Genomic DNA, 12,956 nt, shown 5'->3' with positions numbered 1-12,956 from the left:
CGATTAGCGCCTGCGTCCACGTGGCGGGTGGCAGGTCAAGACCCACCGCAGACCTTCTTCATTGCTGCGTCTTTGGCATTTGCATCATTCAGCGCTGGCTGCCACTGCGAGTTGTCGTTCAGGCTCGCCACAGCCGCGAGGTTGCTATAGGCACGAGCCAACGCAACCGCGGCGGCCCGATCGCTTGGCGTTATGGCAGGAGACGCATCAACGGCGTCTTTCAATATCATCGCCCCGTTGACCTCCGCGATCCCTGCACGCTCTGGGCTGGTGCCGTTGGTTTCAATTTGAACGGCACGAGCTGCGAGCCGATACGAGTCGCACAACTTTTTGTGCGCGGCAGCCGACTCCGCGGCCGTATAGGTCGGCGCCGCTGACGTGGTCGGTGAGCTCGGCGTGGAGTTATGTGTAGACCGTGTAGCCGCCACAACTAGAGCAACAGCGCCCAGCAGAACGGCGATTGATGCCAGTGCAATCGCCGGCCATGTCCGTGGACGCGTCAAAGATTGGGGTGGGTAGGCGGGCTGCCACTGACCGGGGGGCACTTGGCGGTTCGCCACCGAAGTTTGGAGGCAGGTCCCCCATGCCGCCCTCCCCGCAGTGCCTCAGCCCGTAGGCGCCATTCCGTTGAATTATCCACGCGCACCGCAGATCAACACCAACAGAAACCGTTTCAAAACGATCCCCGTGTAGTAACACCCGTCCCCGCGGCCAGAGCCGACAAGGCTGAAGGGTTCAGACCCGCGGCGTCGAAGTACCCGCCCCCGGCCGCACCGCCTGCATGTCACCGGCGTTGTTCTCGTCCATGCTGGTGAAACCCTTGGCCGCGTGATGAGCCTTCGCGCCGACATCGGTCAGGGTCTGCTGGTGACCCTGCAGGGTCTGCACATGCTGCGCATGCGCGGCGGTGATCGCCGAATGGAACGAATCGGCCGCGGCGAAGTCACCGAACATCCCCGACCCCAGCGGTCCCCGCGCGAGCTGGTCGGCTCCCTCTTGCGCATGCCCACCGGCACGATGCGAATCGTTGCCTCCGGAGTGCAATAGCGCTGTGTCGACGAACATCGCCACCCCTCTCTCGATTGCCCGCGGCAAGAAGCGCTGCATAGCCATTCGCATGGCACGCCACTACTGACCAGGCTAAATAGGTCGGCGACAGTGGTCAATTCACGCCGTAACCCCACAGCGACCTTGCAGCGCGTTCGGCGCGGCCCTTGGGATCTTCACGGTGAACCGCCCTGCCGGGCATCCCATCTTGCCGGCACTGTCTGTATCCCCGTCTCAGCAATCCCAAGCGGTGACCCTCAGGCGGTCTTGGCCTTTCCGAGTGCTTCGGGAAAGACGCTGGTAGTCCGCCGGACGCCGCCGAAGGGCGCGTCCGGCTCTATAACAGCAATTCCTGCCGCGGCCAATCTCGAGCCTGGTTATCGTTAATTGTCATTGCTGTTCTTAGGGGTTGGTCATTGCGGCGTACGTGTGGGGCGCGATTTTTGCGACTAGTCGCGGGTAGCCGGTTGCCGTCATGCTGAGCGTGGGTTCGGTCTTTGCTGGGTACCGCATTGAGCGGGTGTTGGGTGCCGGGGGGATGGGAACCGTCTATCTGGCGCGTAATCCGGACTTGCCTCGCAGCGAAGCCTTGAAGGTGCTCGCAGCGGAGTTGTCACGCGATCCCGATTTCCGGAAGCGGTTTATCCGAGAGGCCGATGTCGCCGCAGCGCTGGATCATCCCAACATCGTTTCGATTCATCAGCGTGGTCAGTGGGAGGGCCAGCTGTGGATCGCAATGCAGTACGTAGACGGTGTTAATGCTGAAGACGCGCTGCGAGCCGCGCCCATGCCCGCAGCGCAGGCGGTATACGTAATCGGCGAGATCGCCAAGGCAGTCGATTATGCGCACCAACGTGGCGTTGTGCACCGCGATATCAAGCCGGCAAATTTTTTGTTGTCAGGGCAAGCTGGGGCCGATCAGCGAGTGCTCCTAGGAGATTTCGGAATCGCCCGTGCGCTTGATGATGCCGGTCTGACTGCAACCGGTTCGGTCTTGGCCACCTTGTCCTATGCGGCGCCGGAGGTTCTTGCCGGGCAGTCTTTCGATGGCCGAGCCGATCTGTACTCCTTGGGATGCACACTGTTTCGACTTCTCACAGGCGAAGTGCCGTTTGCGGCCGGAGGTGGTGCCGTGGCGGTGATCGCAGCACATTTGCATTGGCCACCCCCAAAGATCACCGATAGGCTCCCCGGGCTGTCGACGGCTATGGACGGCGTGATCGCCACCGCCATGGCCAAGGACCCGGCGCACCGGTTCACCTCAGCGCGCGAGCTCGCTCATGCCGCCGCTGCGGCCCTGGAGGGATGCGTCACCGCGGGGCGCACTCCGCCGCGCCTTGAGCCATATGGTATTTCCTCTGGCACCCCACCTGACTCGCGGTGGTGGCACCAGCATCCGAGCGGCCCGCCGACCGAACTCGCCTCACCTCCCGTTAACGGCCAGCCAAACTTCGCGCCGGCAGGACCAAAGTCCCGCCGACGAATACCGGCTACAGTCGCGGCCCTAATATTGGCCGTAGGCGGTGCACTCACCGCGGCAATCTTGACCTCCCACCAAGGGCCGCCCGGCAAATCGATCATCGATACAACCCTTGCTCCTCCAACGACTGTGACCTCACCGACGCCATCTCCACCGCCCATGGTTAAGCCAGCGGACTTGCCCCGGTTGTTACCACCCCTGGATGATGTAAAAAACTTCGTCGGTATCCAGAACTTGTTAGCCGAACCGCCCACATTCCAGCCCAGCCAAACTTCTGGCGACGTAGACCCCGAGGAGTGCCGCCCGATTCTCGGGGGCGGGGCTCACAATTCATACGACATGCGGGACGTCACTGGCTACTACTCATTGGTCATCAACGAGCCCCGCGACGGACCCCCCCTCCAGATGGTGGGCGAAGTAGTCCTAACCTTTCGCGACCCCGCAGCAGCCCAGCAACAGCTCGCGAATTCATTGTCGATCTGGCGCCGGTGCGGGGGCTCGACCATGACCGTGTTCGGGCATGCGCCCGGGTCTAAGCCCGTTAAGACGGCTATGGGCGTCCCCGACATCGTCGAGGACGGGATTACCACTCTGGTGGCGACGGCGCAGGGGCCTTTGCTTCGAGCGCGCCTTGACCGCGCGATAGCCGCCAAAAACAACGTGCTGATTGACGTCAACGTCGGACTCATAAACACCGACAGGGGCCAGCGAGCTGTGCTCGACGTCACCGACTACAGCCTGGGCAAGATTCCGGGTTAACCGACCGCACCTATGTCTCGGTGTCCGAGGCAACCAATAGCAGACGGCGATGGATGCGCGGTGCAGCTCCTCGATTCGGAGAAGAGTGTGCACGCGTCACAACGCATTTGCACCGTCAGCCAAGCCGTCCCCATCGCTATCACTCAGCCGGACATTCCACTTGCCATCGCCATCGGTGTCGACGTATCCGGTGACGCCGCCCTCATCGGCGCACAGCACCCTGTCGGCCACTCCGTCGCCGTCAATATCGAAGAGCTGATCGTCGGCGCGGCCGTGGCCGTCGAAATCGACCAGCGGTCCGCCGGTGTGCTCGACGCCATCAAGCCCGAACCACCGGAGCTGCCGCCCCTGGTCCGTAGGCACCCCCCAGGTCCCGGACCCGTCGTCGGTGAAGTACGCCTCGGGAGTGCCGTCGTTGTCGAGGTCGAGCACCGCGTGATCGGCGATGCCGTCACCATCGAGATCCGCGAGTGCATCGTCGTGCAATCCATCACCGTCGAAATCCAGCCCGAGAGCATCGAGCCGGCCGTCGCCGTCCAGGTCAAGGTCGAGGTCCCGGTGCCACATATCCGCCGTGCCGTCGTCGCCAGCCATGCAGTAGTCCACGAAAGATGGGACGCGAGATCACCGCTATGGGTTCCCGCGCGATTGCCACCAAGTCAGCAGTTCCGCGGTCGCCTCATCGGCCGTCAACGGCCCGCGCTCCAATCGCAGCTCTTTCAGGAAGTGCCACGCCTCGCCGACCTGCGGGCCCGCCGGGATGTCGAGCAGCTTCATGATCTGGTTGCCATCTAGATCGGGACGCACGCGGGCCAGATCCTCTTGGGCGGCCAGCTCAACGATCCGCGCCTCCAGCCGGTCATAGCTGGCCTGCAGCCGGGCGGCCCGGCGTTTATTGCGGGTTGTGCAGTCGGCGCGCACCAGCTTGTGCAGCCGCGGCAACAGCGGCCCGGCATCCGTGACGTAGCGGCGCACCGCGGAGTCGGTCCACTTCCCTTCGCCGTACCCGTGGAACCGCAGGTGCAGATACACCAGCTGCGAGACGTCGTCGACCATCTGCTTGGAATACTTCAACGCCCGCAACCGCTTTCGGGCCATCTTGGCGCCGACCACCTCGTGGTGGTGGAAGCTCACGCCGCCATTGGCTTCGTGCCGCCTGGTGGCCGGCTTGCCGATGTCATGCAGCAGCGCCGCCCAGCGCAGCACCAGATCCGGTCCGTCATCCTCCAGGGCGATCGCCTGCCGCAGCACCGTCAGCGAATGCTGGTAGACGTCCTTGTGCTGGTGGTGTTCGTCGATGGCCATCTGCATCCCGCCGACCTCGGGCAGCACCACCTCACCCATGCCGGTCTGCACCAGCAGGTCGATGCCGGAGACCGGGTCATCACCGAGAAGCAACTTGTCCAGCTCGGCGGCCACCCGCTCGGCGCTGATCCGGGCCAGCTCGGGGGCCATCTCCTCGATCGCCTCGCGCACCCGCGGGGCGACGGCGAAACCGAGCTGCGAAACGAACCGCGCCGCGCGCAGCATCCGCAGCGGGTCGTCGCCGAAGGACACCGACGGGGCCGCGGGGGTGTCGAGCACCCGCTCGCGCAGCGCCGCCAAACCGCGGAGGGGATCGAGGAATTCACCCGGCCCGTCGGGCGTGATGCGCACGGCCATCGCGTTGGCCGTGAAATCGCGGCGCACCAAGTCGTCTTCGAGTCGTTCGCCGTACTGCACTGCGGGTTTCCGCGAGATCCGGTCGTAGGCGTCGGCGCGGAACGTGGTGATTTCCAACCGATGTTCGCCCTTGCCGACACCGACGGTGCCGAAGTCGATGCCGGTGTCCCACAAGTTATCCGCCCATCGCCGCAGGATCTCTTGAACCTGCTCGGGGCGGGCATCAGTGGTGAAGTCCAAGTCGGGACTGAGCCTGCCCAGCACGGCATCTCGCACCGAGCCGCCGACGAGGTACAACTCGTGGCCCGCGGCGTCGAAAGCCGAGCCCAGCTCGCGCAACATGGGCGCGTGTTGATTCAGGGCGACCGCGGCGGCGGCAAGCAGCTCGACATCGGCTTCGGACACGTTCGATCAGCGTAGTCGGCCGAGGCCGAAAAGCCCGTGTGAGGAGCCTCGCACGCGCCCAAGGTGAATTGACCGGCCCACGCTCGGTAGTAGCGTCACGCGCCACGGGAAGGATCCGAAGGCAACAGCATGTCGACCTCTGAGCGAGTGAACTTCTTCGACGCCCGCGCTTGGCGCACGGCTACGTGGTCGGCACCCTTTGTCGTTCAACTGATACTGGCGATGCTGCTCGTCGCGATGTGGCTACTGGGTAAGTGGCCGTTCGACACGGATAGTGCGTACGCCGGTGAACGCGCTTGGATGCTGACCTCCACCGTCCTGACGACTTTGGTGTCGCTGCTTATCGGCGCCACGTTCCTGAGGTCGACGTCACCACGTAATCGTGGTCTTGGCATCAGCATCTTGGGCTGTTCGGCCGTCGTGCTCGCGGGCGGAACGGCTTTCGCTTATCTGGTCCTGCGCTGAAGGTCACCGATGATGACAGACCAACCTCTAGTCAATCGCTATGGGCCGCTGACTTTCGCCGTGGCCATAGTCCACGTCTTCGTGGTGGATTTCGTTACCTGGCTTTTTGTTTTGCCGATGTGGCCCTTCGTATTTGTCGTTCTCCCGGTAACGCTGGCATACGTCGGCATCAGCGCCCTCCTCGCGCGGGCACCGGGCAGATGTGGTCAGATCGGGCGCGGAATGATGATCGGCAGCCTGTCCGGGCCGGTCTCCCTCGTGATCTTCATTCCCGCTTTTGTTATCGCCGCAGCAACCGGCCCGATCTGACCAGACACACTCGATCCTGAGCCATCGCGCGCCCCGCTAGCGGCGAGTATGTCCTGGGAGACTATGCCGTGCCAGCTACTATCGCTTGGGTGTCGGACGGCGAACAAGGCAAGCCACGTCGACGCCGGGGGCGGCGGCGCGGTCGTGGCGCTGCGAGTTCGACGGAGAACCAGACGAACGGCCAAGCCCCCGCCGACTCGACGCCGACCAAATCGCGCCGATCCCGTGCGCCTCACCGGGGACCGGACCGGCTTCGGACCGTCCACGAAACCTCCGCCGGAGGACTGGTCATCGACGGCCTCGACGGGCCCCGCGACTCTCAGGTCGCGGCGCTCATCGGCCGCATCGATCGCCGGGGGCGAATGCTGTGGTCACTGCCCAAGGGACACATCGAACTCGGTGAGACGGCCGAGCAGACGGCTATAAGAGAAGTCGCCGAAGAGACCGGCATCCGCGGCAGCGTGCTGGCAGCGCTCGGACGCATCGACTACTGGTTCGTCACCGACGGCCGCCGGGTCCACAAGACCGTGCACCACTATTTGATGCGCTTCTCCGGCGGCGAGTTGTCCGACGAGGACCTCGAAGTGGCCGAGGTGGCCTGGGTGCCGATGCACGAGCTGCCGTCGAAGCTGGCCTACGCCGACGAACGTCGACTGGCCCGAGTGGCCCACGAGCTGATCGACAAGCTCCAAAACCACGGCCCCGCCGCCCTGCCACCGCTGCCACCCACCTCCCCCCGGCGCCGCCCGCAGACACACTCGCGCACCCGGCATGCCGACAAGCCGGCGACCAGCCGGAAGAACGGCCACGGGCCAGGGCCGTGACGGCGCCCCGACTCTGCTTGTTACGCCTCGCGGCAGTGATCGGCATCGTGGCCGGGTTCGCGATGCTCACCGCGCCCGTCATGCCGCGCGCGGCCGCGGGCGAGCCGGGCGCGACACCGTTCGTCCGCGTCCGCATCGACCAAGTCACCCCGGATGTGGTCACCACGTCCAGCCAACCCGTCGTCACCGTCAGCGGCATGGTGACCAACGTCGGCGACCGCCCCGTCCGCGACGTCATGGTCCGCCTCGAACACGCCGGGGCGATCACCGCGTCCACGGGATTGCGGACCACCCTGGACGGCGAGACCGACGGGTATCAGCCGGCCGCCGATTTCCTGACGGTCGCTCCCGAACTGCAACGCGGCCAAGAAGCCGGCTTCACCCTGTCGGCGCCGCTGCGCTCGTTGACCAAACAGTCCCTGGGGATCGAGAAGCCCGGCATCTACCCGGTCCTGGTCAACGTGAACGGCACACCCGATTACGGCGCCCCCGCCAGGCTCGACAACGCGCGCTTCCTGTTGCCGGTTGTCGGTGTGCCCCCCGACCAGGGCGGTGATCTGGGCTCCGCCGTCGCGCCCGACACCTCCAAACCCGTGTGGATCACCATGTTGTGGCCGTTGGCCGATCGGCCCCGGCTGGCCCCTGGCGTGCCCGGCGGCACCATTCCCGTGCGCCTCGTCGACGACGACCTGGCCACCTCCCTGGCCAGCGGCGGCCGGCTGGACATCTTGCTGTCCGCGGCCGAGGTCGCCACCAGCCACGACGTCGACCCCGACGGCGCGGTCGGCCGGGCGTTGTGTTTGGCCGTCGACCCCGACCTGCTCGTCACCGTCAACGCGATGACCGCCGGCTATGTGGTGACCGATCCGCCCGAGGGCCCCGGTCAGCTTCCGGGCACCCTGACCCACCCCGGTGCCGGACAGGCCGCAGCGGTCGAATGGCTCAACCGGCTGCGTACCCTGGCCCGCCGCACGTGTGTCGCGCCGCTCCCCTACGCGCAGGCCGACCTGGACGCCCTGCAACGCGTCAACGACCGCGGGCTGAGCGCCGCCGCGACCACCGACGTCAACAGCATCGTCGACCGCATCCTGGACGTACCGTCCGTGCGCGGCGCCACCCTGGTGCCCGACGGCCCGCTGACCAACCGCGCGGTCAACCTGCTCGGCGCAAACGAAACCACCGTCGCCGTTGCCGCCGCCGACCTGTCCGCCGCGGATGCGCAGGGATCCTCCGATTCCACCGTCGACACCGCACCGCGGCGGCTGTCCCCGCAAGTGGTGGTCGCGCCGTTCGACCCGGCGGTGGGCGCCGCGCTGGCCGGGGCGGGAAGCTCTCCCGCCGTCCCCACCTACCTGGACTCGTCGCTGACGATCCGGCTCGCGCACGACTCGGTGACCGCACGCCGCCAGGACGCATTGGGCTCGATGTTCTGGCACGCCTTGCGCCACGATGACGCGCCCCGCACCCAGATCCTGGTCCCGCCGGCGACGTGGAATCTGCAGGCCGACGACGCCCACGTGATCTTGACGGCGCTCACCACCACCATCCGGTCCGGTCTGGCGGTACCGCGACCGCTGCCGGCGGTGGTTGCCGAGGCCTCGGCCCGCACCGAGGAGTCCGAGCCGGCCGGGGCCTACACCTCCGTGCGCGGCCGATTCGGCGACGATGTGACCGCCGCGGTGGCCGGCCAGGTCGGCCGGCTGTCGGGCCTGACGTCGGCGCTGAGCACCGACGAGCGCACCGGGCTGACCGGCATCCAATACACCGCGCCGCTGCGTGAAGACATGCTGCGCGCGCTGAGCCAATCCGAACCGCCCGACACCCGCAACGGAATGGCCCAGCAGCGGATGGCCGTCGTCGGCAAGACGATCAACGACCTCTTCGGCGCGGTCACGATCGTCAACCCGGGCGGCTCCTACACCCTGGCCACCGAGCACAGCCCCCTACCGCTGGCGCTGCACAACGGCCTGGCCGTCCCCATCCGGGTGCGGCTGCAGGTCGACGCCCCGCCGGGGATGACGGTCACCGACGTCGGCCAGATCGAATTGCCCCCCGGATACCTACCGCTGCGGGTGCCGATCGAAGTGAACTTCACCCAGCGGGTCGCCATCGACGTGACGCTGCGGACCCCGGAGGGCTTGCGGCTGGGCGAGCCGGTTCGCCTGTCGGTGCATTCCAACGCCTACGGCAAGGTGCTGTTCGCCATCACCATGACCGCTGCCGCCGTGCTGGTGTTGCTGGCCGGACGGCGCCTGTGGCACCGCTTCCGCGGCCAGCCCGACCGCGCCGACCTGGACCGGCCGGACCCACCCGGAGCCAGATCCGCGGGCATGGACGACCAGACCGACGATCGGGTCGAGCAAGAGCACCGAGTATGAAACCCGCCAACCGGCAGGCCGCGCCGCAACACCCCCGCCCGGCACAGCCGCCGCGGCGCCCCCGAAGCCCGGGCTCGCCGCCCACGGGTCCCCTGCCGCCCGTTCCAGCGGGGATCGATCGCCGGCGACCCGAACTGTCCGACGCCGCGCTGGTATCGCGGTCGTGGGCGATGGCGTTCGCCACGCTGGTCAGCCGGCTGACCGGCTTCGCCCGGGTCGTGCTGCTGGCGGCCATCCTGGGCGCCGCGCTGTCCAGCGCGTTCTCGGTGGCCAATCAGCTGCCGAACCTGGTGGCGGCGCTCGTGCTCGAGGCGACCTTCACCGCCATTTTCGTGCCGGTGCTGGCCCGCGCCGAACAGAGCGACCCCGACGGCGGCGCCGCGTTCGTGCGGCGCCTGGTCACGTTGACGACCGCGCTGCTGGTTTTGGCGACCGCGCTGTCGGTGCTCGCCGCGCCGCTGCTGGTGCAGCTGATGCTCGGCCGCTCCCCGCAGGTCAACGAGCCGCTGACCACCGCGTTCGCCTACCTGTTGCTCCCCCAGGTGCTCGCCTACGGCCTGACATCGGTGTTCATGGCGATCCTCAACACCCGCAACGTGTTCGGGCCGACGGCGTGGGCGCCGGTGGTCAACAACGTCGTCGCCCTCGCGACCTTGGCGGTCTACGCCGTCGTCCCGGGCGAACTGTCGGTCGACCCCGTTCGGATGGGCAACACCAAGCTGTTGGTCCTCGGCATCGGCACGACGCTGGGCGTCTTCGCGCAGACCGCGGTGCTGCTGGCGGCGCTGCGGCGCCAGCGGGTCGACCTGCGCCCCCTATGGGGGATCGACGAGCGCCTCAAGCGCTTCGGCACGATGGCCGCCGCGATGGTGCTCTACGTGCTGATCAGCCAGCTCGGCCTGGTGGTCGGCAACCAGATCGCCAGCACGGCGGCCGCTTCGGGGCCCGCCATCTACAACTACACCTGGCTGGTCCTGATGCTGCCGTTCGGCATGATCGGCGTGACCGTGCTGACCGTGGTGATGCCACGGCTGAGCCGCAACGCCGCCGCCGACGACACCAAGGCCGTGCTCGCCGACCTGTCGCTGGCCACGCGGCTGACGCTGATCACGCTGATCCCGATCGTCGCGTTCATGACCGTCGGTGGTCCAGCGATCGGCAGCGCGCTGTTCGCCTACGGCCACTTCGGCGGAGTCGACGCCGGATACCTGGGCGCCGCGATCGCCCTGTCGGCATTCACCCTGATCCCCTACGGACTGGTGCTGTTGCAGCTGCGCGTCTTCTACGCGCGCGAGCAGCCCTGGACGCCGATCGTCATCATCCTCGTCATCACGGCCGTCAAGATCGTCGGATCCGTGCTGGCGCCCCACCTCACCGACGACCCCAAGCTGGTAGCCGGTTATCTGGGGCTGGCGAACGGTATCGGGTTTCTGGCCGGCGCGGTCATCGGCTACCTCTTGCTCCGGCGCACCCTGCTGCCGACGGGCGGCCACCTGATCGGCAGAGGTGAGCTGCGCACCATCCTGGTGACGATCACCGCCTCGATGCTGGCCGGTCTGGTGGCCCATGTGGCCGACCGGCTGGCGGGACTGGACCGGCTGACCGCGCATGGCGGCGGCGCGGGTTCCTTGCTGCGCCTGCTCATCCTCGCCGTCATCATGCTGCCGATCATGGCGACGGTGATGCTCCGCGCGCGTGTCCCGGAGGCGCAGGCCGCGCTGGACGCCGTCAGACGCCGCTTCGGGGGCCATGCGGTGCCGTCCCGCAAACCGATGACACCGGATCGATCGTCTGCCCGGTCCCCGGTCACGTACCCTGAGCAGAGGAATTCGTCCCCGCCTGGGGTAAATGCGGTCCAGGAGCCGATCCGGCGCAGACCTCCGGAGCGGGCAATCCCAGCCCGGATAGCGAAAGGACCGGAGGTGACCGACCGCCCTGTCGAGAGTGCCGCGTCGGGTGCCGAGGTGCCACGACCGGTTGCCGACGACTTCCAACCCGACATCCCCGCCGACCGACCGTCCGAGCCGGCGGCCCCACGCCCGTCCGACCAGCGCAACGGCGACGTTGCGCCCGAATCGCGCGGCGGTCCGCCCCCGTTTGACGCGCCCCGCGACCGCGGCGGCGACCCGGCAGGAGACGACGTCCATTTGGTTCCCGGCGCTCGCATCGCCGGCGGCCGGTATCGCCTGCTGGTCTTCCACGGCGGCGCGCCGCCCCTGCAGTTCTGGCAGGCGCTCGACACCGCGCTGGACCGGCAGGTGGCGCTGACCTTCGTCGACCCCGACGGGGCGTTGCCCGACGAGGTGCTGCAGGAAATCCTGTCCCGCACCCTGCGGCTCAGCCGCATCGACAAGCCCGGCATCGCCCGGGTGCTCGACGTGGTCCACACCGGCCACGGCGGCCTGGTCGTCTCGGAGTGGGTGCGGGGCGGTTCGCTGCAGGAAGTGGCCGACACCGCGCCGTCGCCCGTCGGCGCCGTCCGGGCCATGCAATCGTTGGCGGCGGCCGCGGACGCGGCCCACCGCGCCGGCGTCGCGTTGTCGATCGACCACCCGAGCCGGGTGCGCGTGAGCATCGAGGGCGACGTCGTGCTGGCGTACCCGGCGACCATGCCCGAGGCCAACCCACAGGGCGACATCCGCGGGATCGGCGCAGCGCTGTATGCCCTGCTGGTCAATCGGTGGCCGCTCGCGGAGTCCAGCGTGCGCAGTGGGCTCGCCCCGGCCGAGCGCGATTCGACGGGCCAGCCGGTGGAGCCGATGGTCATCGACCGCGGCATTCCCTTCCAGATTTCGGCCGTAGCGGTCCGCGCGGTTCAAGAGGATGGCGGGATACGCAGCGCGTCAACGCTTTTGAACCTGCTGCAACAAGCGACTGCGGTGGCCGACCGGACCGAGGTGCTGGGTCCGATCGACGATTCGCCGGCGCCCGCCACCGCGCGTGCGTCCGCGGGTCAGGACGACGCCGCCCTCGCGCGGCGGCGCCGCAACGTGTTGATCGGCGTGGGCGCGGGCGTTGTCGTCATCGTGGTGGCGTTGTTGGTCCTGGCGTCGGTGGTGAGCAAGATCTTCGGCAACGTCGGCGGTGGCCTCAACAAGGACGAGCTCGGGCTGAACGGCCCCTCCTCCTCCACCTCGTCGTCGGCCCCCAGCTCCGCGGCCGCCGGCAGCGTCGTCAAGCCGACCAAAGCGACGGTCTACTCCCCCGACGGCGATGCCGACAACGCGGGCACGGCCGGGCAGGCGATCGACGGTGATCCCTCGACCGCCTGGGCGACCGAGGTCTACACCGACGCGGTCCCGTTCCCCAGCTTCAAGCAGGGTGAAGGCCTGATGCTGCAGCTGCCCAGCGCCACCGTCGTCGGGCAGGTCACGATCGACACGCCGAGCAGCGGGACCAAGGTCGAGATTCGCTCGTCGGCCACGGCCTCGCCGGCGTCGCTGAACGACACCACCGTGCTGGCGTCCGCCTTCACGCTCAAGCCGGGTCACAACGTCATACCGGTCCGGGCGGGTTCGCCGACGTCGAATCTGCTGGTGTGGATCTCCACGCTGGGAACGACCAACGGCAAGAGCCAGGCCGGCTTCTTTGAGATCACGGTCCAGGCCGCTTCCTGATCGCACTCAC

Annotated in this window: 9 protein-coding genes and 1 pseudogene; 6 read left to right on the top strand and 4 right to left on the bottom strand. The window is 67.6% G+C overall.

What is annotated here, in order from left to right:
* Window positions 1-35: 35 nt before the first annotated feature.
* A pseudogene (locus A5758_RS26480) lies at window positions 36-585 on the bottom strand (hypothetical protein).
* A gap of 150 nt (window positions 586-735) precedes the next feature.
* Window positions 736-1,065 (bottom strand): DUF2563 family protein, encoded by a 330-nt coding sequence (locus A5758_RS06320; RefSeq protein ID WP_067210002.1) that lies wholly within the window; start codon window positions 1,063-1,065, stop codon window positions 736-738.
* A gap of 457 nt (window positions 1,066-1,522) precedes the next feature.
* On the opposite strand from A5758_RS06320, the gene A5758_RS06315 reads away from it, so the two are divergent.
* Complete coding sequence (locus A5758_RS06315) at window positions 1,523-3,286, top strand: serine/threonine-protein kinase PknH/PknJ (RefSeq protein ID WP_067737858.1); 1,764 nt, start codon at window positions 1,523-1,525, stop codon at window positions 3,284-3,286.
* Between the two features lie 96 nt (window positions 3,287-3,382).
* Here the strand turns inward: A5758_RS06315 and A5758_RS06310 are convergent, their stop codons facing one another.
* Complete coding sequence (locus tag A5758_RS06310; RefSeq protein WP_067737855.1) at window positions 3,383-3,892, bottom strand: pullulanase; 510 nt, start codon at window positions 3,890-3,892, stop codon at window positions 3,383-3,385.
* Window positions 3,893-3,916: 24 nt separating this feature from the next.
* Window positions 3,917-5,353, bottom strand: a complete 1,437-nt coding sequence (locus A5758_RS06305; RefSeq protein WP_067737852.1) for a CCA tRNA nucleotidyltransferase — start codon at window positions 5,351-5,353, stop codon at window positions 3,917-3,919.
* A 222-nt stretch (window positions 5,354-5,575) separates the two neighbouring features.
* On the opposite strand from A5758_RS06305, the gene A5758_RS06300 reads away from it, so the two are divergent.
* From A5758_RS06300 to A5758_RS06280, 5 genes are all read left to right on the top strand, one after another.
* Window positions 5,576-5,818: a hypothetical protein gene (locus A5758_RS06300; protein WP_067738322.1), complete on the top strand. Its 243-nt coding sequence runs from the start codon at window positions 5,576-5,578 to the stop codon at window positions 5,816-5,818.
* An 81-nt stretch (window positions 5,819-5,899) separates the two neighbouring features.
* Entirely contained in the window at window positions 5,900-6,127 is a 228-nt protein-coding gene (locus A5758_RS06295; RefSeq protein WP_067738317.1) for a hypothetical protein, read from the top strand.
* 89 nt (window positions 6,128-6,216) lie between these two features.
* Window positions 6,217-6,951, top strand: a complete 735-nt coding sequence (locus A5758_RS06290; protein ID WP_067737849.1) for an NUDIX hydrolase — start codon at window positions 6,217-6,219, stop codon at window positions 6,949-6,951.
* Window positions 6,948-9,329, top strand: a complete 2,382-nt coding sequence (locus A5758_RS06285; protein ID WP_067737846.1) for a hypothetical protein — start codon at window positions 6,948-6,950, stop codon at window positions 9,327-9,329. The genes A5758_RS06290 and A5758_RS06285 overlap by 4 nt, the downstream gene beginning before the upstream one ends.
* Window positions 9,326-12,946 carry a murein biosynthesis integral membrane protein MurJ gene (locus tag A5758_RS06280; RefSeq protein ID WP_067737841.1) on the top strand — a complete coding sequence of 1,207 codons (3,621 nt, stop codon included), beginning with the start codon at window positions 9,326-9,328 and terminating at the stop codon, window positions 12,944-12,946. Before A5758_RS06285 ends, A5758_RS06280 begins: the two co-directional genes overlap by 4 nt.
* Window positions 12,947-12,956 lie beyond the last annotated feature (10 nt).

This window comes from Mycobacterium sp. 852014-50255_SCH5639931, from assembly GCF_001665605.1.
Lineage (GTDB): Bacteria > Actinomycetota > Actinomycetes > Mycobacteriales > Mycobacteriaceae > Mycobacterium > Mycobacterium paraffinicum.
The sequence above is the reverse complement of the archived record's forward strand: the minus strand, read 5'-3'. Positions and strand labels throughout refer to the sequence as shown.